Below are 25,809 nucleotides of genomic sequence, written 5' to 3' on the forward strand. Positions count from 1 at the left end.
ACCCACATGGGCAAACGCGAAAGCTAAGAACATCGGAAGCCGGATGCACCGAAAGGGGCACGTCCGGATTTAACTGGGAGGGGCGGGAGATAATACTCCCCCTCGACCCAACCCAAAAGCCCACCTTACTTGTTTGTAGAAACACCGATTTATTCCATCTTCTGTTAATCGGTGAAGCTTTTAGCGGTTAGACGCCCACTAATTCAAGGGCTTCGGAACCAGCAAGTTGCCTAGCGATCGCCATCCGCGTTTCCAGCTTGGCAACGCTAAACTGGTTGCGGAGATACTCTAGATGAGCTACGGCGTTAGCCCGTTCAGCAGTTAAGCGCATCACCGTATTCAGTGCGTGTTGGTACTCCAAATTCACCATTAACAATTCAAAGCGGCGACCTTTGCGTTGATTATCGTTTTTCAAATCAGGCTCGAATGCTACGCTTTTATCAGCACTCGCTTCCATCCGATTAACTACCATTTGCGCTGCGGTAAGCTGAGAATCTATCTCATTAACAGTTTGTGCAGCTTGAGCGATCAGAGCTGGATATTGACTCAGTTTCATTTGCATCTTACGTGAGGAGAATACTTGTATAGAAAATTCTGTACTAGCCCGCGCAGGCGGGCGAGAGTTCGTTCGCTCTGGACTTTATGTTGTCAAGGCTTCGCCACTAATTCCTTGCGTTGCGACTTTTGCGTTGCTGACACATCCACCGAAACCCTCTCTGGCTGGGCAATTGGGGCTTTCTCCAAAACCTGAACTTCGATATGGACAGCAACCAGGTAAGAACCAGCCTCCTCTCCCACTGCATCGGCAATCAAGGCCGCCAAGTCGGGGCGTTCAGCAGTGATCGGGTTCCTCAAGGTGCAACGATCCCATTCATGCTGCGCGGAAGGGTTGAGGGTGAGAATGTAGTGCTTGGTCATGGGATAAAAACTTGACTCCATATGGGGTTCAGGCATTTGCTCGACTTGATTAGCCCACCTCTTTATTATAGTATATTTGTACTAAAAATGGCTGTTATAGGGTCGATTTATACGCTTTTTTTTAATGCGCGGCTACAAACAGATCCCCCCTTGCCTTCTCAGGATTAAAGAGGCAAGGGGGGATCTGTGAAACGCTTGATCAATCAAGAGTTGAGCGTCATGAACCAGCAATCATCAGCAACTACCGGATTAGCATTTTAGACTCGTGTCCATCCATCTGAGCTTTGGCTGGTAAAGATTGGTTAAACCAAATCTCCTGCTGAGGTAACGGAATCGGCACGCCAGCCTCATCAAACGCCACTTTCAGGCGGCGGCGAAACTCCCGCGCTACGTCCCATTGCTTCAGGGGCTGGGTTTTTATCCAAACGCGGATAATTACGCCCCGTTCTCCAAAATTATCAACTCCCAGCACTTGGGGTGCCTCCAAGATTTGCTGTAGCCAAATCGGGTCGCGGCTCATTTGTTGGGCAATATCATCAATCAGCTTTAACGCCTGATCCACATCGGTGTCGTAAGCAACAGGGATATTTAAGTCAGCCCGCGACCAGTTGCTGGAAAGGTTGGCAACTATTTTGATTTCGCTGTTGGGAATTGTGATCAATCGCCCTTCAGCATCGCGGACTTGGGTAATTCGGAGATTGATGTATTCCACTAAGCCGCCCACATCTCCGACAGCGATGACATCGCCGACGGCATACTGGTCTTCTACGATGATTAAAAAGCCGTTAATCGCATCTTTAATCAGGTTTTGGGAAGCAAGAGACACGGCAACGCCAACTAAGCCAGCACCAGCCAGCAAGGGGGCAATATTCACTCCCAAGGTAGTCAGGGCAACCAAGATGCCAATCCCGATGCAGCCGAGGGTGGTAATGCTTTTGGTGACGGCAGAAATGGTAGAAACTCGCAGTTGCACGCGGCGAGAGGCTTCTGGGGTGAGTAAATAACTACTGGCTAAAGCAGCGGCGAATCGGTCAGTCAGGACGTAGGACAGACGAATTAGCACGTAAGTACCCAGTCCGACAATTCCCACCAGCAAAGGAACTTGTAGGGCAGAGAGGGCTAAAACCTGAACTATACGGGTGTAGGGAAACAAACCCAGGATAATCAGCCCTCCACCGCCCCAAATGCCGCCTTGAGCCAGTTGATACAGACGGCGCTGAACTTCTTGTAAATTTCCCTTTTGCTGTTGAGTCAGCTGGGTGGTAACTGGGTGGACTGTTGGGGGACTAGCGGATGCTGCTAACCGTATTTGCGATCGCTTGCGCCAACGTCCTAGACTCCAGCTAGCCACAACCATCCCCAAAATCAAACTACCAGCGATCGCGCTAGATCGAGTTATAAACTGGGGCTCTCGTTCCTGTTTCGCCCGAACCAAACCCTCTTGCAGCGATTCTCTCAGCTTTTGGGCCCGTGTATCTAAATCTGCCCCTTGCAGGTTCGCATCCGGTTGTGTAACCGTCAGCACAGGTTGATCGTTGACAACGATAACTGGCAAATTATTTTGCTTTGCGATCTCAACTTGCAGTTTAGCGGCATCATCCTGCAAGTATTGGTTGCTAATATTTTCCAATCTCTGCTGAATATCTTGAATCCGCGCTGGTAACTCGGATTTTGGTGCTGCGACTTGAAACAGACAGCGACCATCCAAACGGATGCAACCAGCAACCATATTGCTTTGCGAGTCATTCAGCGGCCAGCTGGGAATGGGCAGTTGCAAATTCTGCGGCAGTGGGGTTTGTGCCTGAACTGGAGATACTACCCACCCAGCGAGCAGAATTGATCCAGCTAGACTTGCCAATGCCTTTGGGCGGTTCGCCCAATCAGATTTAGAACGCATTTCCAACCTCCGGAATATGCTTTTGAACACAAGTACATCAGTCTGAAGCAGACTAAGTACAGATGCCTATGTTAGTCACTCATCTCCAGATGCGTGTGATTTTGAGTCTGAGTTTTGAATTTTGAATCAAGAAGTGCTTTTACATTGAACATTTAAAAGCATTCAGGACTTCCATCTGAGGACTGAGGCTACCGTTTTACCTGCCCAGTCGAGTAATCTAGTGAGAACTGCAAGTTTAATTTTTGTTGAGAAGCCAATCTAATGACTGCAACTTTTACTCAGCCCAAGCACGAAGTCAAAGACCTCTCCCTCGCGCCTCTAGGTAAACAACGCATTGAATGGGCCGGTAGGGAGATGCCCGTGTTGAAGCAAATACGCGATCGCTTTGCCCAAGAAAAACCCTTGGCAGGTATTCGTTTAGTTGCCTGCTGCCACGTGACGACCGAAACAGCGCATCTAGCGATCGCTCTCAAAGCCGCTGGTGCTGATGCCCTGCTCATTGCCAGCAACCCCTTGTCCACTCAAGATGACGTTGCTGCCAGCCTCGTTGCGGATCATGGCATCCCCGTATTTGCCATGAAAGGTGAAGACGCCGAAACTTACACTCGCCACGTGCAAATCGCCCTCGACCACAAACCCAACATCATCATTGACGATGGTAGCGATGTGGTTGCTACCCTGATTCAGGAACGTCAACACCAGATTGCCGATTTGATTGGCACCACTGAAGAAACCACAACCGGCATTGTCCGCCTGCGCGCCATGTTCAGAGATGGTGTTCTCACTTTCCCCGCCATCAATGTCAACGACGCTGACACCAAGCACTTCTTCGATAACCGTTACGGCACCGGGCAATCCACCCTGGATGGGATTATCCGCGCCACCAACGTTCTGTTAGCTGGTAAAACCATTGTCGTTGCTGGCTACGGCTGGTGCGGCAAAGGCACGGCACTTCGGGCGCGGGGAATGGGTGGCAACGTGATTGTCACCGAAATTGACCCCACCAAAGCGATTGAAGCGGTGATGGATGGTTTCCGAGTGCTGCCAATGGCAGAAGCCGCCCCTGTAGGCGATTTGTTTATTACTGTCACTGGCAACAAGCACGTCATTCGCGCCGAGCATTTCGATGTCATGAAAGACGGGGCGATGGTTTGCAACTCCGGTCACTTCGACATCGAAATCGACCTTAAATCCTTGGGTGCCAAAGCGACTGAAGTTAAGGAAGCGCGGAACTTCACCCAAGAATACCGCCTCCAGAATGGTAAATCTGTTATTGTGCTAGGCGAAGGGCGTTTAATTAACCTGGCGGCTGCGGAAGGACATCCCAGCGCAGTTATGGATATGAGCTTTGCCAACCAAGCTTTAGCTTGCGAACACCTCGTCAAAAACAAAGGCAAGCTGGAACCCGGTTTGCACTCCATTCCAGTCGAGATTGACAAAGAAATTGCACGGCTGAAGTTGCAAGCAATGGGCGTTCAAATTGATAGCCTGACCCCAGATCAAATCGAGTACATCAACTCTTGGACTTCAGGCACATAAAAAGTAGCCAGTAGTCATTAGTTATTTGGGAGCCAGAGCCTGCTTTCCCTCGTTCCCAGGTTCAGCCTGGGAACGAAGATATAGAGGCTCTGCCTCAGTTTTTAGTGCAGTATCTCAGTAATAACGCCATTAATCAAAGGAATTCACTCAATGGTTGATTGGATAACCAACACAATGCAATCTCTGGGGTATGTCGGAATAGGACTGCTGATGTTTTTGGAGAACCTATTCCCTCCTATTCCCTCAGAATTAATCATGCCGCTAGCAGGTTTTACGGTGGCAAAAGGGAATATGAACTTTGTGCTGGCGGTTACAGCAGGAGTGTTGGGAACTATGTTGGGCGCATTGCCCTGGTACTATGTGGGCAAACTCGTAGGCGAGGAAAATTTAAAGCGATTAGCCAACAAGTATGGCAAGTGGATTGGGCTATCCAGCAAGGATATCGACAAGGCAGATAATTGGTTTGATAAGCACGGCGGTAAAGCAGTGTTTTACGGCCGCTTGGTTCCGGGAGTTCGCACTTTAATTTCGCTTCCGGCAGGCATCAGCGGTATGCCGTTGGTGCCTTTTTTACTGTACTCAACCCTTGGCACTACATTATGGGTGGGTTTGCTGACTTATGCCGGATACGCCCTGGGAGACAACTATGAGCTTGTGGAGCAGTATCTTGGCCCGGTTTCTAAAATTGTGTTTGTGGTTCTAGTTGTTGCCTTTGTTATCTGGCTGGTGATGAAACGGAAGAAGAAACAAACTTAGAGAAATAGAGGCGTTTTAAATTGAATTAAACCAGATTTTATCCTCCTAATAATATTAATTAGGGAAATGTAAAATGCCTTTTAATTTACCGTATTTGGTGTACAATACCCATGCGGTAAAAAGTAAATCCTAACTTCTGATAAACTGAAATGCACCATTGTAAACAATCGGGAGGCAGAGTCTCGATTTGATAGGGATGCAAAATTTCAGTTTATAAAAAGTCGTAAATTTAATCTGTGTCGAGGTAAAATTGCTGCCATTTTTACTACTTTTTCTTCTTGCCCAAGAACCAATACCTGCACCAAAAGAAGTGGTGCAACCTCAAGAGGTTTTCCCCCTACCAGGAAAACTGGATAAGGTTCCAGTTTTTAATAGCAATAGTCCGGAATTGGTGCAGACAGAGGGGATTTTGCTGTCTACATTTCCCCCTACTGGCAAAATCCCAAATGCTCACTTAAATTTGCCACTCCAGGGACGCTTTGATGTGTTTGCCCACCACATCGCTAAGGCGGCGACTCCAGAAGACTTGCGGACTCTTTATCTGGGGATAATTGTGCATAATCCCGGTACCAAGGCGGTGAAGGTGGATATCTTGCAGGCGGCGAGTTATCTGAGTCAGCCGGATGCGCCGTTTGTACCGATGCCCTCTGTGCAGGAGAATCCCTTGGGTACAGTTTACGCTGGCCCAGGCGATCGCGTAAGTAATGACATCTTGCGGGGCATTCGTCAGGCAGGTTTTCCCGCCCAGTTAGTCATTCCACCAGGGCAAAGTAAACTGTTGTTTAATCAGCCGATTCCGGTGAAGACGCTAACGCCGCCGTTGAATGGTCGCTCTACGTTGATGCGGCTGCACAGCGACGCGAATGTGTATATTGCTAGTTTAGGGATGTATGCGCGGCAAAATCCTGATGGCAGTGAAAGAGCGCCAACTTTGTCAGAATGGCAGACGCTGTTAAATACTGGTAGTTTAGCAGGGCCGCGCGATCGCGCTCCCACACCACCAGAACGAAGCAACGGCCAATTTCTCTACGGTCGTGTTGCTGGTGTTGCCCAAGGTTCTGTGTGGAAAGCTAGGCTGGTGGAAGTTCCATCTGCCCAGCATCGCAGCATTCCCCCGCGAGGATCGGCGTTTTCCTATGCTTTGAATACCTTACCTCGTGGCACGCTAGGCACCAACCAGAGTCAAAGTGCGCCGATGAAGGTGCGTTATCCAGACACCGCCTATCGCGCTCACGGCAACTACGGCATTCACTACAGCCTGAGTTTACCGTTAATCAATGACACCAGCAACGCCCAAACTGTGACTGTGGCTATCCAAACACCGATTAAACAGGATCAGCTGCAAGGGGGACTGCGTTTTTTGGAACCACCCGCACCGCAAGTCTTTTTCCGTGGTACTGTCCAACTCCGCTATAACGATGACCGAGGTTTGCCGCAAATTCGTTACGTGCATTTAGTACAGCGTCGCGGTCAACAGGGAGAACCTTTGGTAACGTTGAAGATGCCACCAGGGGATACACGTTTGGTGCAAGTAGACTTTCTCTATCCCCCAGATGCTACCCCGCCGCAGGTTTTGACTGTGAGAACCCAAGCAAATTCGTCCGAAGATGCTCTTGTTAAATGAAGCAACACCAAACATTTACATCAAATTTAATATAATTTTTATAGGAATTTAACCATAATTTAATTAAATTACGTATAAGTATAAGTATTGCTCGAAAAAAAAGAATAAGTTTACATAAAATACTAAAAAAGTAAGGGAAAAATAGATGCAAGCTGCACAAACCCAAATTAGAGAAAAAATTTTAGGGTAATTATTGCAGCCAGAAAGCGTTTGATTTCGGCAAAAGTAATAATTTTGGCCAGAGTTATATGAATAATGCTGGGAGAAGCCTGCGTTGTCTGCTGGTAGTTTTTCCGTTGTTAGGAGTTATCAGCAGTAAATCGGTACAGGCTCAAACGTCTATTGTTCCTGCGGCTGACGGCACTGGCACCAATATTATCCGCGATAGCGATGTCCTAAAAGGACGACCTTCGGTTCGCTTCGACATCAGCGGCGGACAGCAATCTGGGGCGAATCTTTTCCACAGCTTTGAGAAATTCGGACTCAACTCAAACCAAATTGCCAACTTTCTCTCCCAACCAGGTATTGAGAATATTTTGAGCCGCGTCGTTGGTGGCGATGCCTCGATTATTAACGGTTTGATTCAAGTTACAAATGGGAAGTCTAACCTCTTCCTGATGAATCCAGCAGGCATTGTATTTGGCGCTGGAAGTAGTCTCAACGTACCTGCTTCCTTCACAGCGACTACAGCCACCAGCATTGGCATTGGTTCGCATTGGTTCAACGCACTGGGTGACAAGAACTACGCCGCACTGACGGGCAATCCCAACGCTTTTGCTTTCGCCGTCAGTCAACCGGGAGCCATTGTCAACGCTGGCAACCTCAGCGTAACGCAGGGAAAAAACTTAACCTTACTAGGCGGCACAGTTGTCAGTACGGGGCAACTAAAAGCACCAGGAGGTAACATCACTGTAGCAGGCGTACCTGGCGATCGCATACTCCGCATAACTCAGCAAGGACTGCTGCTAGGTTTAGAAATCCAACCACTGGCAACGACGGACACTCAACCTGGAAACTGGACGTTGCCGATTCCCACATTACCGCAATTGCTGACTGGCGGGGGTGCAGGCAATGCTACGGAACTGACAGTTAACAGCAATGGACAGGTAATATTAACGGGGTCTGGCATCCAGATAAACGGTGACGCAGGTACTACTATTGTGTCCGGTACTCTTGATGCCTCAAATAAGACATCTGGTGCAGCTGGAGGCACTGTGGAAGTGCTGGGTAACAAAGTTGCGTTAGTGGAACAAGCTCAAATCGATGTCTCTGGAGATGGAAAGGGAGGCACCGCCTTAATTGGCGGCGATTATCAGGGTAAAGGTGAAGTACCGAACGCCACTCAAACATTTGTAGGCAAAGACGCAACTATCAAAGCTGATGCTATTGGTAATGGCAATGGCGGTAGAGTTATTGTTTGGGCAGATGAGACGACAGATTTTTTCGGAAATATTAGCAACAAAGGTGGCACCAATTTCGGTAACGGTGGATTCGTTGAGGTATCTGGGAAGAAAAATCTAGCTTTTGACGGCGTTGTAAACGTAGGGTCAACTGCTGGAAAAGCGGGTCAACTATTATTAGATACTCCCAACGTTGTTATTAGCGATACTGTGCATTATCTTGCCCAGCTAGACGACAGACAAATCTTCGTTAGAGATCCAGGCAACACATTTTTGATTTCAGCCGACAAAATTGAGAACATTTTGGCTACAGGAAATGTCTCAATTATCGCCACAAATAACATCACTATTAACAGCGACATTGATGCCAGCAGCAATGCCAATTCCTCCGATCTTACATTCACTTCTACCATCATCATCAACTTAAACGCCTCCATCGCCTTAAATGGGGGAAATATTACCTTTGATGCTCCTGTTCTCCTTGGCAGTAGCGAAACCATTAGCACAGGTAATCGTTCAGGTGACATTGTATTTAAAAGCACCCTGAATGCAGTCAGTACCCCTCTGGATCTAACTCTGAGTGCAGGTACAGGTAACATTACTTTCGGCCGCGCAGTCAGCGCTTCTAACATTACGTCTCCAGGCACACTCCTCAACGTCAACGGTACGCTGTATTTCAGTAGTCCCCAACCTCCGCCTCCTCCCCCTCTTCCTTCTCCTCTGCCTTCGGTTCCAGATAGGCCCTTTAGACCTAATCCGGGTACTGTGACTAACCCTGTTATTGTGACTAATTATACCAACCCGTTGGGTAGTTACTCTACAGGCGTACTCCTCAACGATATCCCCTTTAGACCTAATCCGGGTACTGTGGCTAACCCTGTTATTGTGACTAATCCTGTTATTGTGACTGCGAGTAGTAATAATATTCTTGTTGTCGATGACAGCCTCAAGAACAGGTTAAATGCACGTCATGCTGGCAGGGTAACGCGCAACAGCGATGGAAGGCTGAAATTGTCAACTTCTGAAACATCTGCTGTTTGCGCTGCACAATTGCAACAGCGATCGCAAAATCTGCAACTGCGAGATCCGCGTTGTTTGCAAGAACAACCCGCCGCACCAGTAACATCAGCGTCAGCTCAAGATAGCCGTAAACTGGCGGCAGATCGACTATTACAGCAAGGTTTTGAGCAGTATCAGCCGAATAAGGTTCAATCTGCCATCCAGTCTTGGCAACAGGCATTAAGAATTTACCAGGAACTCAAAGACGTTCCGGGGGAACTTGCTGCTAGAGGTGTTCTGGGTGCGGCTTCTCTGGTTCAGGAAAACTACAGGGATGCGATCGCGCTCTTACAGCCATTTTTGACTATGGGGCGGGAAAATGGCAATTCCACTGGGAAAGCGCAAGCACTCTCAAATCTGGGAATTGCTTACAAAGCTTTGGGAAATTATGCAAACGCGATCGCATCCCATCAGCAAGCTTTAACGATTATGCAGGAAACCAAAGACCGTCAGGGAGAGGGTCAGGTTTTAGTAAATTTAGGTAATACTTATGAAGCTTTGGGTGAATATGACAAAGCAATTAAGTCTTATCAGCAGAGTTTAACTATTGTACGGGAAATTAAAGATCGTTCAGGGGAAGGGACAGCATTAGGAAATTTGGGAGCTATTTACGCTAATTTGGGCAAGTATGACGAAGCAGTTAAATCTTACGAACAGAGTTTAGCGATTGCCCGACAAATTAGCAACAAGGAAGGACAAGGAAGTTCCCTAAACAATCTCGGATCTGCTTACCACGTTCAAGACGATCATGTCAAAGCGCTTGGTTACTATCACCAGAGTTTAGCGATCGCTCTCACAACTAGGGATCGCCAGTTGCAGCAGAAAGCACTCTCGAATTTAGGAATTGCTTACGAAGATTCAGGTGAGTACGCCAAAGCAATTGAATATCACAAGAAAAGTTTAGAGATTGCGCGATCGCTTGGTGACAGACGCGGCGAGGGAATGGCTCTGAATAATCTAGGACATACCCTATTTACCTCTGGCAAACTCCCAGAAGCAGAAAAAAAACTCCGCGATGCAGTTGAAGTTTTGGAATCTTTGCGATCGGGATTAAATGATATCCACAATGTCTCACTTTTTGATACGCAAGTTCTTACCTACAGCCTGCTGCAACAAATCCTAATCGCTCAGAAAAAAGAAGATTCTGCTCTGGAAATTTCTGAACGGGGACGCGCCCGTGCTTTTGTGGAGTTACTGCAACAGCGGTTATCTCCTGAAAAATCTGCTCGATCTAAAACTAATTTAAACCCTCCCACAATCGCGCAAATTAAAAGAATTGCTAAAGAACAAAATGCCACGCTGATTGAATATTCAATTGTTCCTGAAGAAGAATTCAAAGTACAAGGTAAACTCAGAGGTAAGGCCTCTGAACTCTTTATTTGGGTAGTTCAGCCTACAGGTAAGGTGGCGTTTCGCTCAGTTGACCTTAAACAGCTACGGCGGCAAAAAAAATCGTTTGAAGATTTGCTGGCTGACAGTCGTATTTTACACGGCCCTAATCTTGGCCAAGGAGAAGCTGCTAGAGAGAAACTTCATCAAGTGCTGATTCAGCCGATTGCTGAATTCCTGCCCAAAGACCCAAATTCCCACGTAATATTTATCCCGCAAGACAGGTTGTTCCTGCTGCCTTTCCCGGCGCTAAAAGCTGCCAATGGCAAATACTTAGTCGAGCAACACACAATACTAACAGCTCCATCTATTGAGGTGCTAGACTTAACGCGCCAGCAACAGCAACGTATAACGACGTTGCATAAAACATCTCAACATAGCAAAGATGTGTTAGTGGTGGGCAATCCGACAATGCCGACAATGCCCGCAAAACAGCCAGGGCAAACGCCTCAGCAACTAGACCCATTACCGGGTGCAGAACAGGAAGCACAGACGATTGCTAAACTTTTGAACACCACGGCGATTATTGGCGACAAGGCAACGAAGGTTAATATTGTGCCGCAGATGTCTAAGGCGCGGCTGATTCATCTAGCAACCCACGGATTACTTGATGATATTCAAGAATTAGGCGTTCCCGGCGCGATCGCTCTAGCTCCATCAAAGAATGATAATGGATTCCTCACTTCAGGAGAAATCTTTGACTTGAAGCTAAATGCTGAACTTGTGGTATTGAGTGCCTGTAATACGGGACGCGGTGAAATTACCGGAGATGGTGTTATCGGGCTATCGCGATCGCTCATTTCCGCAGGAGTACCCAGCGCGATCGTATCCTTGTGGGCGGTGCCTGATGAGCCAACTAACCTTCTAATGACAGAATTGTATCGAACTCTGCAAACAAACCCTAATAAAGCCCAAGCATTGCGAAGCGCAATGTTAGCGACGATGAAACAGTATCCAGACCCGTTAGACTGGGCAGCATTTACCTTAATTGGGGAAGCGGAGTAGAAACAACGGTTAAAAAATAAAATATAAACAATTCCCCAATGTCATCTTGGCGAGAAATTAGGCAACAAGCATTGCAAAGAGATAACCGCACCTGCCAAGTTTGCGGCAAACAACACAGCGGACAAGTTCATCACATTATTCCCAGAAGCAAAGGTGGAACTGATCACTTGTGTAATTTGATAACACTTTGCGGCAGATGTCACATGGTAATTAGCCCAGTTCCCGAATGGCTGATAAAAAAGCTTTGGAAAATTCCTGCTGAGGAAATTAGTGGGGTAAGCCAACAGGTGCAAAATCGGATCGACGAAATTACAGAGACTAGGAAGCAAAAACTGGGAGAGAAATCTGGGAGTGAGGTTAACCAGCCCTGCCAAATTGAGAGACACTGATAGGATCGAGAAGGATTCATAAATTTTAATACTTATCCACTCATGACTCTGGGCAACCTGCGCGACCTTTATCAACAGGTCATTCTCGAACACTACAAAAAGCCACGGCACAAAGGCAAAACTAATCCGGTGCATCGGTATCAGAAAGGACATAATCCTTCCTGTGGCGATACGATTGAGCTGACGTTGCATCTGAACGATGCAGGCAACGCCATAGAAGAAGTAAAGTTTGAAGGAGAAGGCTGCGCGATCGCGATGGCTTCTGCTGACTTGATGGCGGATGCCTTACGAGGAAAGAGTGTAAGCGAAGCGCTGGAAATGGTTGAACGCTTCCAAAACATGATGAAAGGGCAAGCTGAGTTTCCTAAAGAACAGCGAAAGCTAAACGTCATGCAAGGCGTTTCTCAGTTCCCAGTCAGAATCAAATGCGCTAACCTTACCTGGCATACTTTAAAAGCTGCCCTGGAATTGCCCAATGGCAATTCAGGAAATGGCTTTATCAGTAATGAAAAAGAAGACGCTTGATCTGCCATGCTAACGACTGCTGATTTTTTAAACTATGCCAAGTGGGCGGGTATCCTCACTCTAGCCTGCGGTGTCTTGGCAGGACTGGGGTTTATTTTGCAATGGGGTATCCGGTTTCGCCTAGTCGGTATCACTGGCTTTATGGGCGTACTGACTGGTGGTTTATTTGCTTTGGGTTTGGTGCCGTTAACCCACCCGGTAGTTCCGGGTGCGGTGCGCTATAAGCTGGTTTATGACACTGGGGGCGCGCAGACAGTAATCAAGGTTCCTCCGGAAATTACCGAAACAGAATTGGACGCAACGCTGCGTCAAGCCGCCACCAACTTGTTTTCTTATGGTCGTTTAGGTCAGATAAACAATCAACTCACTATTCGCGCACGCACCGTCATCCATCCAGAACCAGGAGTTTCTAAACCGCTTTACTTGGGTGAGGTGAAGCGGAGTCTCGTCACCCGCGATGATGACCAGTTGGCTATTAAAGTTTATCCGGAAAATATCGCCCAACTGCCAAAACCCAACGCTTGAGCGTTTGTCATTATGAAATAGAGGCGGTTGCTTCCAGTATCAGGAAGCAACCGCCTCAGGAAAATTCTATTTATTCGCTGTAAATTTTTTTAAGAAAAATCTTGAGAGATACCCCTATTTAGAATAAAATAGTTCGTTCTATGCCCAACCAATCTTTGCCAGATTTGTCTACTCAAACCGCTACTTCGTTGTTTTCACTCTGTGTAGCTCCCGGTCGGGTGCTGCGGGGTCAGAAGGCGCTCTCGCAAGCGGGAGAAGCGATCGCGCGTTTGGGGCATCGTCCCTTAATTGTGGGAGGCGATCGCACCCTTGCCGTCACACTGCCCCAATTGCAAGCCGTTCTAGAGCAATTAAGCTTTGCAACAGCATCTTATAGTCCAGATTGTAGCGAAGCCAGCCTAGGATCTCTGCGACAAGCAGCCACAGATTCCCAAGCCGATCTGATTATCGGCATCGGCGGCGGAAAAGCATTAGATACCGCCAAATTACTCGCTCATCAGTGCGGGTTGCCAGTAGTCACTATTCCTACCTCAGCAGCTACCTGCGCCGCTTGGACAGCCCTATCCAACGTTTATTCTGACACCGGAGCTTTTCTGTACGATGTCAGCCTCGACCGCTGTCCAGATTTGCTGGTGCTGGATTACGATTTGATTCAGACTGCCCCGCAACGCACCCTGGTAGCTGGTATTGGCGACGCTTTGGCAAAGTGGTACGAAGCTTCTGTGAGTAGCGGTCATTCTGAGCAAAGTTTGCTAATTGCCGCAGTTCAACAGGCGAGAGTCTTGCGCGATATCTTGTTTCAAAAGAGTGCGGCCGCCCTCCTTGAACCAGGTAGTGAAGCCTGGCGCGATGTTGTCGATGCCACAATTTTACTAGCTGGGGTAATTGGTGGATTGGGCGGCGCTCAATGTCGTACAGTAGCAGCTCATGCCGTACACAATGGTTTGACTCACATCCCGGCAGCTCATGGTGCCATACATGGGGAAAAAGTCGCCTATGGTATTCTCGCACAGCTGCGTTTGGAAGAAATGGTACAAGGCAACCAATTAGCTGCTACAGCCAGACAACAGTTATTAAAGTTTTACGCTGAGATTGGGCTGCCTCAAACTTTGGAGGATCTGGGTTTAGGTGACATCACTTTAGCTCAGTTGCGGCAAGCAGCTGAAATTGCCTGCGCTGCTAATTCTGATATCCATCGGCTACCCTTTAAAGTTGTGCCTGACGAACTGATGGCGGCAATGGTTTCTACTACAATTGGTCTGTCAATAGCTAATGGCTAATGGCTGGCGATTAATTAGCTATCTTTTAAAAATGTTTTGATTGAGTTAAGAGGTGGCATTTCATGTTCCAATTCCTAATAAGGATTTAGAGCGCTGCCTCGCTGAAAATATACACCAGTTTACGGATAGGTCTGATGACGTTAGATTGGATTAGCCCAGCCGAAAGGCTGCAAGCCCTGCCGCCCTATGTATTTGCCCGCCTGGATGAACTGAAAGCTAGGGCGCGGGAGCAGGGGTTGGATTTAATTGATTTGGGAATGGGGAATCCAGATGGGCCTGCACCGCAGCCAGTGATAGAGGCAGCGATCGCAGCTTTGCACAACCCCGCAAATCACGGCTATCCCCCGTTTGAAGGTACTGGCAGTTTCCGTCGCGCTATCACTAACTGGTATCGTCGTCGTTATGATGTTGACCTCGATCCGGATAGCGAAGCTTTGCCGCTATTGGGTTCTAAGGAAGGGTTGACTCACTTGGCGCTTGCTTATATCAATCCGGGGGATTTGGTTTTAGTACCTTCTCCGGCTTATCCGGCTCATTTTCGGGGGCCAGCGATCGCAGGCGGCAAAATTCACCAGCTGATTTTGAAACCAGAAAATGACTGGGTAATCAATATCGGTGCGATTCCAGATTCTGTAGCCCAACAAGCTAAGATTCTCTATTTCAACTATCCCAGTAACCCCACTGGCGCGACAGCACCCCGTGAATTTTTCAAAGATATTGTTGCTTTTGCTAAAAAATACGAAATTTTACTCGTGCATGACTTGTGTTATGCAGAGTTAGCCTTTGATGGTTATCAGCCGACTAGCTTGTTAGAAATTCCCGGCGGCAAAGATATCGGTGTCGAGTTTCACACCATGTCAAAAACTTATAACATGGCTGGCTGGCGCGTGGGTTTTGTGGTGGGAAATAGACACATTATTCAAGGCTTGCGGACGCTGAAAACTAATCTGGATTATGGCATTTTCGCCGCTTTGCAAACTGCTGCCCAAACAGCTTTGGAATTGCCAGATGAATATGTCAATCAGGTATGCGATCGCTATCGTCGTCGCCGCGATTTTCTAATTCAAGGTTTAGGCGAATTGGGTTGGAATATTCCCAAACCAAAAGCCACAATGTATCTCTGGGTTCCTTGTCCGGTGGGTATGGGTTCCACAGATTTTGCCTTGTCAGTGTTGCAGCAGACTGGTGTGGTTGTAACGCCGGGGAATGCTTTTGGCGCTGGCGGTGAAGGTTACGTGCGAGTAAGTTTGATTGCGGAATGCGATCGCTTGGGTGAAGCCTTGCGCCGCTTTAAAGAAGCGAATATCCGCTATCAGCCGTAAATCATCTCCGGTTAGCACTCAATAGATTGAATTACCTGTAGGCGGTCGTCTTGCCTACAGGTAATTGCCTGTTTAATTGAACCGTATAGATATCTATGCAGCCACCGCCTCCAAGGAATTTCTCCGCAGCAAGTTCATCAATTCATCCTTGTAATCGTGGAAAATAGAGTGGCGCTTCACAGCATGGGTGCGATTGGGCAATTCGATGGGGATTTCTTTGCTCACCGTACCGGGACGCGCACTCAGGGCGTAGATTCGGTTAGAAAGGAAAACTGCCTCTTCTACATCATGGGTGATCATGAAAACCGTGAGACGATTGCGTTCCCAAAGTTCCAGTATAAACTGTTGCATAGATTCTTTGGTGTGAATGTCCAATGCGCCAAAAGGTTCATCCATCAACAGAACTTTAGGTTGCGAAGCAAGGGCGCGGGCGATCGCTACTCGTTGCTTCATGCCGCCGGATAGCTCTTTGGGCAGCGATCTAGCAAAATCCGTTAACCCGACTATACTCAGATAGTAACTGGCGCGATCGCGTCTTTCCTTTTTTGATATTCCCTGAAGTTTTAGTCCAAACTCTGTATTATCCTGCACGTTCATCCACGGGTAAAGCGTGTAGTGCTGAAACACCATCCCCCGATCCGGCCCTGGCCCGGCGACGCGCACGCCATCAATCTTAACTTCCCCTGTCGTAGGGGTATCCAGTCCGGCAATTTGCCGTAGCAGCGTGGACTTACCAGATCCAGATGCTCCCACAGCACAAATAAATTCGCCTTCCTTAATCGTCATATTAATGTCCTTGAGGACAACTAAATTTCCTTGTTTTGTATTAAAGTGCTTGTGCAGATTATTGATTTGCAAGTACATAACTTTAAAACCTCTAAATCGTTAAATGGATATTTAGGATCGACACACGCTGATAAGTCGGAAATCTATCGTTTTTGGCTTGCCCACTTACAAGAAACCCGCATTAGGTACTGGAATAACAGGTCGAATGACAGCCCGATAACCCCGATTACAATTAGCCCGACAAAAATCTCATCAGTCTTGAGAAACCTACCAGCCACGCTAATCCGACGGCCCAACCCCTCCGTTGCGGCAATCAATTCTGAGACAATCACCAGCTGCCAAGCTGCTGCCAAGTTAATTCGACAGGCATCCATGATTCCGGGCAAAACGTGCGGAAAAATTACCTGAAACAACGTCTGCCAACGGTTCCCCCCCAGCGTATAGGTAGCTTCAATCAATTCTTTAGGCACGAATTTCACAGTATCCATCACCATCAGGGAATTGAAGAAAAAGACACCGATGAAGATTAGGGTAATTTTCGGTGCTTCCCCGATGCCCAGATAGAGGATGAAAAGAGGAATGAAAGCGGGCGCAGGCATATAGCGCATCAACCCGAACAGCGGTTCCAGCAATGCCCGAATACTGGGAAAACTGCCCATCAGGACTCCCACGGGGATGGAAAAAATTGCCGCCAGCAAAAACCCAACACCAACCCGCCACAAGCTAGCTACTGTGTCCTTGAGGAGTTCGCGGGTACTCCACAGCCGTCCAAATGCCGCCATAACTTGGGCAGGAGAGGGCAAAAATTTCGGATCGATGTTCCCGAACATTGTCACCAGCCACCACAGTAGTAGGGGTAGTGCAATGGAAGTGGCGATCAATGCTGTATTCAGAGGTTTGGGAATGTCTTCGCCAATGCGCCAGAAAACAGTGGAAGGCAACATTTTTGATTCGGTGGAAGACTCGTGCGATTTAGGGCTTTGACTCATAAATTCCTCTGTAGCAATCCTCGACCCAGTTGTGACTACCTTTTAAACGAACCGCACAGGCAAGAGAGGGCGCAAAGAGGAGGAAAGGGAGAAGTTCATATTAGGATTGCTAGAGGATTTTGAAGGTGTTTTAAGGGTTGTGCAGTTTGATCAGCAAGAACTGCCGGATAGCTATGCTTTCATGGTTTTTTGGGCATAGGCTTTGATGAAGCGGTCATCGAATAGCCTTCTGAGGTCTGGTTGTGTCTCCGCTAGACCCACTTCTTCCAAAAATTTGATCATTTCCTGAGATGCGAACATCAGGGAGGTCATATCGTTACCCGGTTGAAAGGCTTTCAGGTTATCCTCAACTGAGAAGATCCTGGTGCCTTGGGCGTACTCTTTGTATTCGTCAACGCTGACTCCCGCCCGATTTGCCATGATTGCGATCGCCTTGTCTGGGTTTTGCTTCATGTAGTCCAGGGTGGCAAACCAGGCATCGACCATTGCCTGTACTCGTTCTGGGTGTTCGTCTGCAAATTTGTGAGTGACTACCAAATGGTCGGGAATTGCCCCTGGAAAGTCTTTGGAACTGAAAAGTTCCTTACTGCCTGGGAGTTTCAGCGCTTGGGTTGTGAAGGGAGCAAATACTGCTACCGCATCAACTTGTCCGCCTACAAATGCTGATGCTGCTTTCCCCGTTTCCAGAGGGACGAATTGAATATCTTTCTGAGTTAAGCCTGCTTTCCTTAGTCCCAACAGCAGCAGGAAGTGATCGACGGCACCTTCTTCAGCTGCGACTTTTTTCCCCTTCAGGTCGGCAATGGAGTTGATGCCTTCCCGGACGATTACCTTGTCGTTACCTGTGGAGTTGTCGTTCACTAGCACTACAACCTGATCTGCGCCACCAGATACCGCGCTAAGGGTATCGTTTAGGGTTTGGCTATTAGCATCGATTTGCTCTGCACTCAAGGTGTTGATGGATTCCAAATAGCCATCAAACCATTTCAGTTCCACCCCCACCTGCTTAGCATCGAATATCTTCTGGTCGTAGGCAATCTGCCAGGGAAACCAACCGGGCCATGCACTGAATCCCAAACGCGCCACACCTGCATTCACTGAGTCAGCCGCCACTGCGGAGGAAGTAGTATCGGTAGTGGTGGTAATGTAAACTGCGGGATTAGTGCAACCCACGGCAAGACTTAAACTAACTAAAAAGAGAGCAAAACAGGACAGTAGCGATCGCCTTTTCATGAGAATCCCCCTTTTTCCTACTCTCGCTCCTTCTTATCTGCTAGCGATCGCTGCATCTAGTAGCGGTTGATTCTGAGATGCTACCTGTGACTGTACCCAATCAAACCAAACGTCTAATCCCTCGCCTGTCTTCGCAGAAACCGGAATAATTGTGGCATAAGGATTCATCTGGCGGACATTAGCGGCAATCCGATTAATATCAACTTCCAGATAAGGAGCCAAATCCATTTTGGTAATCAGCAAGCAATCCGCTTCTTGAAACATTACTGGATACTTAAGCGGCTTATCTTCTCCTTCAGTAATACTAAGCAGAGCAATTTTTGCGTGTTCTCCAACTTCAAATTCCGCAGGACAAACTAAATTGCCGACATTCTCCACCAGCACTAAATCGAAGTCTGAAGGGTTGTATTGATGTTCCAGTTGATGGATTCCCCCAGCGACCATTTTTGAATCTAAATGGCAGGAACGACCTGTATTAATTGCAAACACAGGTACTCCATACTGTCGCAACCTATCTGCATCTAATTCTGTAGTCATGTCGCCTTCTATTACGGCGATTTTTAACTTATCTTTCAAAGCAGCGAGAGTCTGTTCCAGCAGCACTGTTTTCCCAGCGCCGGGACTACTCATAATATTGAAACAAGTAATCCCCCACTTGTCGAAATGCGCCCGGTTATGTTCTGCTCCTTTCTGATTAGCATGGAGCAAGTTAATCCCTAGTGCCGCGTCAAATGTTTGGTGCATAAGCTTCTTTATTTGCCTCGTCGAAACTATATTCAATTCGGTCAATTTTCAATTCTCGTCCTGAGCGAATATCCTCCATCGGCGAGTGACACTGAGGACAAGAATATTGCAACCCAATTTCTGGGGTATATTCTTGTTGGCAAGGATGACAGAAGGCAATTAAGGGTTTTTCTTGAATTACCAACTCAACTCCTTCTAAAAAAGTGTTGTGCGTCTGTACCTCAAAAGCAAATTGCAGACTTACAGGCTCCACGCAAGTGAACTTACCAACAATCAGGTGAATTCGGGAAATTTGTGGGCGCTCAGGCTGGGATTGCCACCAGTCTTTTACTGTAAAAATGAGCGCCTTTGTCATGTCAGTTTCGTGCAAGGCTTATCTCCACTCTGCAACTAATTCTGGCTCAGCTTCTTCGTGAATGTAAGCTGGCTTTTCTTTTCTTGGTAGCTGACCTGAAACTACCAAATGTCCCATCGTGTCGCAAATTACACGAGCTGCCATTAATGCAGTCATATCGCTTATATCGTAGGGAGGAGAAACTTCCACAACTTCCAGTCCGCAGATAGGTGCGCGTTGGACAATTTTGCCCAACATATAGAGAGCTTCACGGGGTAATAACCCGCCGGGTTCAGGCCATCCTGTTCCAGGTACGAAACCTGCATCAATGCAGTCAATATCAAAGCTGATATAAACGCAATCTGTGCCGTCTAATGCTCTTTCTAAAGCAAAGTCTACAGCGTAATCCAGACCCTTTTCTGTAATATCTGTAACCGTCAGGATATTACTTGCTCGTTCTCGATAAAATTTCACGCCTTCACGCGGAACTTGCCAACCACCAATCCCCAATTGAACTAAGTTTTTTGGAGGTGCATTCTTGATGTTGGTGGCATGAAACCAGGGACAGGTGTGCATCCGTTCATCCAGGTCGGTTTCTTGGGTATCTACGTGGCGGTCGAAGTGAATAATTCCCACTTTTTTGTCGCCTAAGTGACGACATATTCCGCGCACTGTCGGATAACCAATGGAATGATCTCCGCCTAAAATTATCGGGAAGGCACCAGAACTAAAGATATGAGCAATACCTTTAGAAATTTGGTCAAAGGACTTTTCGTTATTAGCAGGAATTGTGAAAATATCCCCAACATCGCACAGGGTGATTTGCTCTCGCAAATCTACGCCTAATTCAAAGCTATAGGGAGTATAAAGTGCGGAAATGCGCCTAATTCCTTGGGGGCCAAAACGAGTTCCTGGTCGATAGGTAGTACCGGAATCATGGGGTACGCCCACAACCGCAACATTGTATTCTCCGACTTTTTTTACATCTTCTAAATAGGGCGCTTTTAAGAAGGTGTTAATCCCGGCGTAGTGGGGTAATTCGCCGCGTGAGAAGGTGGGAATGGAGCGATCGCGTATACTGTCTGCTCCTTCTAACCCTAAGTCTAATCCTCTGGAAACCTCCTGTTGCCAACCAGTCAAAGGCAGTCGCGCTTCTTTTTCCAAAGCTCGTTCAGCTTCGCTAGGAGGCTCTTGGGAGTGAGAATCTAAACTCTCAGAAAGGGGGCGATCGCGTTCTTCAGTCATCTTGCAAAATCCTAAAAATTGTTCAATCCCTAACTATTGCAATATCAAAGCCCAGGAAAGCACTAACAGTTCTGTAACTGGTAGATGTCTCTCCCGGGCTTTTTTCCCGCCGTGTCATCAGCTAATCCGATCAAGCTGATTAGCTTCTCTTGGACCAGACGTTTAAATCCTCAGATTTAAACCGGAACCCTAGAAGCTATGAATTTTTCTAGCAGATATTAGCAATAGTTTTTGGGGATCGCTTTTTAAAGCTTAGGTATATGTTTATCAACAAACTTACCTAATAAATGTATTAAAAGCTACAATTTATCTTGTTTTCCGGTCTGGATGGTCGCCTGTATAAGCGATCGCTATCTTTATCAAAATAATTTGAGTAGGGACGCGGAACGGGCGCGCCCCTATAATCTAAATTAAACGCCCAATTCCATACAACATGGGTATCGCGCTTAAAAATGCGATCGCGCCTAAATTAGCCGAGTTAGTGTCTAAAGTTCTCACAGTCAACGCCTGCGGCGCGGTGGCATCAGGAGGATAAATCAAATCAACTTGCACCTGTCGCCGCGTTTTCGGTGCCATTCTCAACGTTAGCAGTGGGTCTAAAACCTGACCTGTTCTGTGCCACAAATGCACGTAGCGAGTCTGAGACTTCCCTTGGTCGTCGTTGTAACGCAACCGCACTGTTCCTCGGAAAATTGGGAAATCTTGGGGTGGTTTCCGGAAGCGCAACCCGCCTTTACTCAACTTATCTTCCTTCAAAGGCGTTTCCAGAGTCAAGCTAACAGTTTCAGGTTTATTCGTAGAGTTAATTAAAGGTAAGGTGAGGTTGTATTCAACTCCATAGTTACCATGCGCTTCATAAGCTGTATCAGGATAGCGTACCAGCATTTTTGCTGTTTGCACTTGACCCGTCCCTAGAGTTCCTAGTTTCAAGCTGCTGATAGGATAAGAAATGGCTTTCCCTGATTCGGGAATTTTCAAATGCTGGGCATTTGGTTTATCCACCAGTCGTGCTTTCCATGCAGAACCTGCGGACACTCCCGCCACGCGACTATAGATAAATTTTCCTGTAGTTTGTTGTGGAGGACTCGGCGGTGTGTCGCGGGGCCCGGCTAAACCGCCGGTATTTAGTAAAGCTTTCCATTCTAGTTGAGTAGGTGCGCGATCGCTACCATCAGCATTTTTCTTAGCATACATCGCTAAACTGGCTGCATAAACCGTGCCATTACTGCGTAAGCGCATCAACGTCGAACGTCCATTTATCGGCTTTTCTAAATCCCGCACCGGAATCGGATGATTCATTAACATCCGGCTTTCCCCTGGCGGAATCGCTAACTGCGCCGGAATATCAGCCTGACGAATCCCCCGCAGGACATCATTCACAGCGCGATCGCCATGTCCAGAGTATACCTCCCCTTTAGGATTTTCCACATACGTTGGCAAGGTGACATAAGGTGCATTTTGCATTAGCTGGCTTGCCGCTTGCAATACTTGCACCCTTACAGTTTTTTTAGTTGGATTATGCAACATCACTCCTATATAAAGCGTCTGCAAATCCTTGGGAGTGTGGCTAAAATGGTGGGCAAATAAATCAAATCTCCCCTGAAAAGGAAAATTAAGATGAGCGGCTGGCACCTTTTTACCTGTAGGCGGAAAGGTAGACAGTAAAATTCCCTCAATTTTTACCCATTCTGGACTATTGCTGTTAAACATCGGCACATTATCCAGTTTCCCCGGTAAAGCCAAAACTGGCTGGGGTTGCACGATTTCTTGGGGTGCTGGCTTAGGTGGTGGCGGCGGTGTTTGAGCAAGGGGTAAAATCGATAATAACGGCAGCATAGGATGCAAGATTATAGATAAACGCTAAGACTCTATGAGTCGCCTAAAAGTGCCATGCTTTTAATAACTACTAAAAAATCTGCCATAATACCAGACAAGTTCTCTGGGGTCAAAACCGGAACGTGAACGAAAACGCAGCGGCTATTAAGTTGGCGTTCTTGTAAATACTCTAATACTGAATAATATAGTCCCTCGCAGACAAATTTTCCGGCATCGTGGCTGATATCAGTTGCCGCACAACCTGCTAATATTTTCTCTAAATTGACTGGTGTCAACAGTCGGTTATCTCCACAATTCGCGCAAGATTCCACGCTTAATTGGGTTCGCCCCTCTGCCATGCCGCAGCAGATAACCACATCTGGTTGCAATTCGTTGATTTTGGCAATGACGCGATCGCTTGCTTGGGCAACATCAACTGGTAGCTGTCTTAAAAAATTTAAAGACAGCGGGGAAAGCTCACTGGCAACTTCTAACAATAAATCATCCGACGAATTAGATTTTTGGTGAGGTAGCCAAGTGTCAAAAGAGGTCAATAAGATAATTTTACTCATTGGATATTCAGGGAAGTGTAACTATTAATAAAATAATCCTTTTTTTCTGAGAATTCTTATTTTATATATTGACTTTAGTAGGGGGCTGTTATATTATAAATATTAAAAACATACAGAGATAACTTCTCTTATGGCATCAACGTACAATTGTACGTTGATGCGGAAAAAATAAAAAACTCAGTTATAAGAAAGTCGAGCATGACAGTCATTGCAGTTATAGACTACGACATGGGGAATCTGCACTCTGCCTGTAAGGGGTTGGAGAAAGCAGGCGCGATCGCGAAAATTACCGATTCACCCTCAGATATTGAACGGGCGGATGCGGTGGTACTGCCTGGGGTAGGATCTTTTGACCCAGCAGTGCAACAATTGCGATCGCGTCACCTAGTAGAACCGATAAAAAACGCGATCGCTTCCGGCAAACCCTTCTTAGGCATCTGTCTGGGTCTGCAAATTCTCTTCGATGGGAGTGAAGAAGGCAAAGAACCCGGTTTAGGAATTGTCCCCGGTGTCGTGCGAAGATTTAGCTCAGAACCAGGATTAACAATTCCCCACATGGGCTGGAACACTCTGGAAATTACCCAGCCAAATGCCGAACTGTGGCGACAATTACCAGAACAGGCTTGGGTGTACTTTGTCCATTCCTACTACGTCGATCCAGTTGACCCGAAAATCAGGGCGGCAACCATCACCCACGGTAGTCAAACTGTAACAGCTGCGATCGCTCGTGACAACTTGATGGCTGTCCAATTCCACCCCGAAAAATCTTCCACCAGCGGACTACAAATTTTATCCAACTTCGTTGCCCAAGTACAGGCGAAAGTGCCAGCATAAAAAATTTTTGGGTACACTCCCAATATTTCTTGGCTAAAAGATCCCGCCCTTTAAACAATGATCAGAAAAGCCCCCCTTTTCAAGGGGGGTTGGGGGTATCAAGCCTTAACCGAGTATTAAGTAGACTCCTCTTTTTCTTGTCTTCCCTCCCTTGCCCTTAGCGTCTAAGCGCTAACGCGCAGCCTTCGCCAACGCGGTTTTTCTCACAATGACCCTAAGAATTTACGGCAATCGCCAACTCAAAACCTTACCCGGTCAAGAAACCCGACCAACACTAGGACGAGTGCGCGAAGCAGTGTTTAATATTTGGCAGGGCAGCATCAACGGCTGTCGCTGGCTGGACTTGTGCGCTGGTAGCGGATCGATGGGCGCAGAGGCACTGTGTCGCGGTGCCAACTGCGTAGTCGGAATAGAAAAATCGGGTAAAGCTTGCGCCATCGTACAGCAAAACTGGCAGCAAGTCGCTCAAAGCGAGCAAAAATTTCAAGTGCTGCGGGGAGATGTAGTAGGGCAATTGCCAACACTTGCTGGTCAGCAGTTTGACCGGATATACTTCGATCCGCCCTACGCCAGTGGACTGTATCAGCCAGTATTGGAAGCGATCGCGCACTATCAAATATTAGCTCCCACTGGTGAAATGGCAGTAGAACACAGCCCCAACAACTGGACAGTTGAACCCATTCCCACCCTGGAAATCTTTCGCCAAAAGGTTTATGGCAACACAGCCCTCACCTTCTTCAGAGTTATGAGTGGTGAGTGCTGAGGCGAGGAATAAAGCACTCAGCACTTTTGCACTTTTTCTACAAGCCTAGGTCATTACCGCGCTTGTACTGCATATAAGCAGCGAAAAACAGCCCAGCGAGGGTTACAAGGATTAAGCCCATCACAATTCCTGAAAGCAGAGGTTCGATCACGTCAGTTCTCCTTTGTTAAAGTTTTTTGCCTGTTTCTCATCCTACAAGGTACAGACAAAGAAAAGGTAAGGCTGGCACCAGAGAATTTCACAGCATCTCATCCCTTGCGGCGTAAAGCTACGCAAAATTACGCTTGCCTGGATTAAGAGAAAAATTTAAGCTATGTATATAAATTGAAACGTTTGTCGATACACTAGCACACATATCGATATACTCGGTCATTACACACTAATCACCCTCTCCCCCTGATAAAAAACTCTGTTTGTACATCTTCGCCTTAAGAAACCATTGGATAACCAGTACACTCTACGAGAAACCTTGATGCAGCGCTTAAGCTTGATAGCTTTGGCGTTTGTGCTGGTACTCCTGTTATCAGTTGTCAGCTTTCACCTGTGGCGCGTCTCCGATCCTTATGTAAAGACTGTTTTATCCTTAAACGGCGATATAGTGCAGGGACACGCCATCTTTCAAATGAACTGCGCTGGCTGTCATGGATTGGAAGCGCAAGGTCGGGTAGGGCCCAGTCTGGAAGACATCTCAAAGCGGAAGTCTCGCGTCAGAATAATTCACCAAGTTATCAGCGGCGATACCCCACCCATGCCGCAGTTCCAGCCTAGCACCAAAGAAATGGCAGATTTGCTGCGCTATTTGGAACAACTGTGATTGGGGGCTGGGGACTAGGGGCTGGGGACTAGGGACTAGATAGGACTTTTTC

General features: G+C 47.3%; 24 protein-coding genes and 1 riboswitch. Of the genes, 12 read left to right on the plus strand and 12 right to left on the minus strand.

Translation table 11 applies throughout. The features are described from left to right. Positions 1–187: 187 nt before the first annotated feature. The 3 genes from H6F74_RS02450 to H6F74_RS02460 all read right to left on the minus strand — a co-directional run bounded on the left by H6F74_RS02450 (position 188) and on the right by H6F74_RS02460 (position 2,815). Positions 188–556 (minus strand): hypothetical protein, encoded by a 369-nt coding sequence (locus tag H6F74_RS02450; RefSeq protein ID WP_190435773.1) that lies wholly within the window; start codon positions 554–556, stop codon positions 188–190. A gap of 92 nt (positions 557–648) precedes the next feature. After that, complete coding sequence (locus H6F74_RS02455) at positions 649–918, minus strand: hypothetical protein (RefSeq protein WP_190435776.1); 270 nt, start codon at positions 916–918, stop codon at positions 649–651. Positions 919–1,159: 241 nt separating this feature from the next. Continuing rightward, complete coding sequence (locus H6F74_RS02460) at positions 1,160–2,815, minus strand: mechanosensitive ion channel family protein (protein WP_190435779.1); 1,656 nt, start codon at positions 2,813–2,815, stop codon at positions 1,160–1,162. Positions 2,816–3,076: 261 nt separating this feature from the next. Here H6F74_RS02460 and ahcY point away from each other — a divergent pair, with 261 nt between their 5' ends. The 9 genes from ahcY (at position 3,077) to H6F74_RS02505 (ending at position 15,628) form a co-directional block, all read left to right on the plus strand. Continuing rightward, the gene (gene ahcY / locus H6F74_RS02465) at positions 3,077–4,354 is read left to right on the plus strand and encodes an adenosylhomocysteinase (RefSeq protein WP_190435782.1); all 1,278 of its coding nucleotides are present in this window, start codon (positions 3,077–3,079) and stop codon (positions 4,352–4,354) included. 150 nt (positions 4,355–4,504) lie between these two features. Further along, a complete protein-coding gene (locus H6F74_RS02470) occupies positions 4,505–5,110 on the plus strand; it encodes a DedA family protein (protein ID WP_190435785.1) in 606 nt (201 codons plus the stop codon). A 250-nt stretch (positions 5,111–5,360) separates the two neighbouring features. After that, entirely contained in the window at positions 5,361–6,734 is a 1,374-nt protein-coding gene (locus tag H6F74_RS02475) for a DUF3370 domain-containing protein (protein ID WP_190435788.1), read from the plus strand. 248 nt (positions 6,735–6,982) lie between these two features. Next, positions 6,983–11,587 carry a CHAT domain-containing protein gene (locus H6F74_RS02480; RefSeq protein WP_190435791.1) on the plus strand — a complete coding sequence of 1,535 codons (4,605 nt, stop codon included), beginning with the start codon at positions 6,983–6,985 and terminating at the stop codon, positions 11,585–11,587. A 38-nt stretch (positions 11,588–11,625) separates the two neighbouring features. Further along, positions 11,626–11,976 (plus strand): HNH endonuclease, encoded by a 351-nt coding sequence (locus H6F74_RS02485; RefSeq protein WP_190435794.1) that lies wholly within the window; start codon positions 11,626–11,628, stop codon positions 11,974–11,976. A 42-nt stretch (positions 11,977–12,018) separates the two neighbouring features. Next, positions 12,019–12,501, plus strand: coding sequence for a Fe-S cluster assembly sulfur transfer protein SufU (gene sufU / locus H6F74_RS02490; protein WP_190435797.1), 483 nt, complete (start codon positions 12,019–12,021; stop codon positions 12,499–12,501). Between the two features lie 6 nt (positions 12,502–12,507). Then, complete coding sequence (locus tag H6F74_RS02495) at positions 12,508–13,026, plus strand: Ycf51 family protein (protein WP_190435800.1); 519 nt, start codon at positions 12,508–12,510, stop codon at positions 13,024–13,026. Positions 13,027–13,166: 140 nt separating this feature from the next. Next, on the plus strand, positions 13,167–14,306 hold the full coding sequence (locus tag H6F74_RS02500) for an iron-containing alcohol dehydrogenase family protein (RefSeq protein WP_190435803.1): 1,140 nt from the start codon (positions 13,167–13,169) through the stop codon (positions 14,304–14,306). Between the two features lie 134 nt (positions 14,307–14,440). After that, entirely contained in the window at positions 14,441–15,628 is a 1,188-nt protein-coding gene (locus H6F74_RS02505) for an aspartate aminotransferase (protein WP_190435806.1), read from the plus strand. Positions 15,629–15,721: 93 nt separating this feature from the next. Here H6F74_RS02505 and H6F74_RS02510 read toward each other — a convergent pair whose 3' ends face one another. From H6F74_RS02510 to H6F74_RS02545, 8 genes are all read right to left on the minus strand, one after another. Then, on the minus strand, positions 15,722–16,492 hold the full coding sequence (locus H6F74_RS02510; protein ID WP_190435808.1) for an ABC transporter ATP-binding protein: 771 nt from the start codon (positions 16,490–16,492) through the stop codon (positions 15,722–15,724). A gap of 65 nt (positions 16,493–16,557) precedes the next feature. Next, positions 16,558–17,403 (minus strand): ABC transporter permease, encoded by an 846-nt coding sequence (locus H6F74_RS02515; protein ID WP_190435810.1) that lies wholly within the window; start codon positions 17,401–17,403, stop codon positions 16,558–16,560. A gap of 171 nt (positions 17,404–17,574) precedes the next feature. Continuing rightward, positions 17,575–18,636 (minus strand): ABC transporter substrate-binding protein, encoded by a 1,062-nt coding sequence (locus tag H6F74_RS02520; RefSeq protein WP_190435814.1) that lies wholly within the window; start codon positions 18,634–18,636, stop codon positions 17,575–17,577. A 33-nt stretch (positions 18,637–18,669) separates the two neighbouring features. After that, positions 18,670–19,380 (minus strand): hydrogenase nickel incorporation protein HypB, encoded by a 711-nt coding sequence (gene hypB, locus H6F74_RS02525; RefSeq protein ID WP_190435817.1) that lies wholly within the window; start codon positions 19,378–19,380, stop codon positions 18,670–18,672. Continuing rightward, a complete protein-coding gene (hypA, locus tag H6F74_RS02530; protein ID WP_190435819.1) occupies positions 19,364–19,750 on the minus strand; it encodes a hydrogenase maturation nickel metallochaperone HypA in 387 nt (128 codons plus the stop codon). Before hypA ends, hypB begins: the two co-directional genes overlap by 17 nt. A 3-nt stretch (positions 19,751–19,753) precedes the next feature. Next, positions 19,754–20,959 (minus strand): agmatinase, encoded by a 1,206-nt coding sequence (gene speB / locus H6F74_RS02535; RefSeq protein WP_190417431.1) that lies wholly within the window; start codon positions 20,957–20,959, stop codon positions 19,754–19,756. An 88-nt stretch (positions 20,960–21,047) separates the two neighbouring features. Then, positions 21,048–21,163: riboswitch (guanidine-I (ykkC/yxkD leader) on the minus strand. Positions 21,164–21,364: 201 nt separating this feature from the next. Then, the gene (locus H6F74_RS02540; protein WP_190435824.1) at positions 21,365–22,795 is read right to left on the minus strand and encodes a DUF3370 domain-containing protein; all 1,431 of its coding nucleotides are present in this window, start codon (positions 22,793–22,795) and stop codon (positions 21,365–21,367) included. Between the two features lie 32 nt (positions 22,796–22,827). Continuing rightward, positions 22,828–23,346, minus strand: coding sequence for a peptidase C15 (locus tag H6F74_RS02545; protein ID WP_190435827.1), 519 nt, complete (start codon positions 23,344–23,346; stop codon positions 22,828–22,830). 198 nt (positions 23,347–23,544) lie between these two features. Between H6F74_RS02545 and hisH the strand changes: the two genes are divergently transcribed. Both hisH and rsmD read left to right on the plus strand, forming a co-directional pair. Continuing rightward, positions 23,545–24,180: an imidazole glycerol phosphate synthase subunit HisH gene (hisH, locus tag H6F74_RS02550; RefSeq protein WP_190435830.1), complete on the plus strand. Its 636-nt coding sequence runs from the start codon at positions 23,545–23,547 to the stop codon at positions 24,178–24,180. A 208-nt stretch (positions 24,181–24,388) separates the two neighbouring features. Beyond that, the gene (rsmD, locus tag H6F74_RS02555; protein WP_190435834.1) at positions 24,389–24,943 is read left to right on the plus strand and encodes a 16S rRNA (guanine(966)-N(2))-methyltransferase RsmD; all 555 of its coding nucleotides are present in this window, start codon (positions 24,389–24,391) and stop codon (positions 24,941–24,943) included. Between the two features lie 37 nt (positions 24,944–24,980). Here rsmD and petG read toward each other — a convergent pair whose 3' ends face one another. Continuing rightward, positions 24,981–25,094: a cytochrome b6-f complex subunit V gene (petG, locus tag H6F74_RS02560; protein WP_190417421.1), complete on the minus strand. Its 114-nt coding sequence runs from the start codon at positions 25,092–25,094 to the stop codon at positions 24,981–24,983. Positions 25,095–25,382: 288 nt separating this feature from the next. Between petG and H6F74_RS02565 the strand changes: the two genes are divergently transcribed. Beyond that, the gene (locus tag H6F74_RS02565) at positions 25,383–25,757 is read left to right on the plus strand and encodes a cytochrome c (RefSeq protein WP_190435837.1); all 375 of its coding nucleotides are present in this window, start codon (positions 25,383–25,385) and stop codon (positions 25,755–25,757) included. Positions 25,758–25,809: the final 52 nt, after the last annotated feature.

It is taken from the genome of Trichocoleus sp. FACHB-90 (assembly GCF_014695505.1).
In the GTDB taxonomy this organism is placed as follows: Bacteria; Cyanobacteriota; Cyanobacteriia; order Cyanobacteriales; family FACHB-T130; genus Funiculus; species Funiculus sociatus.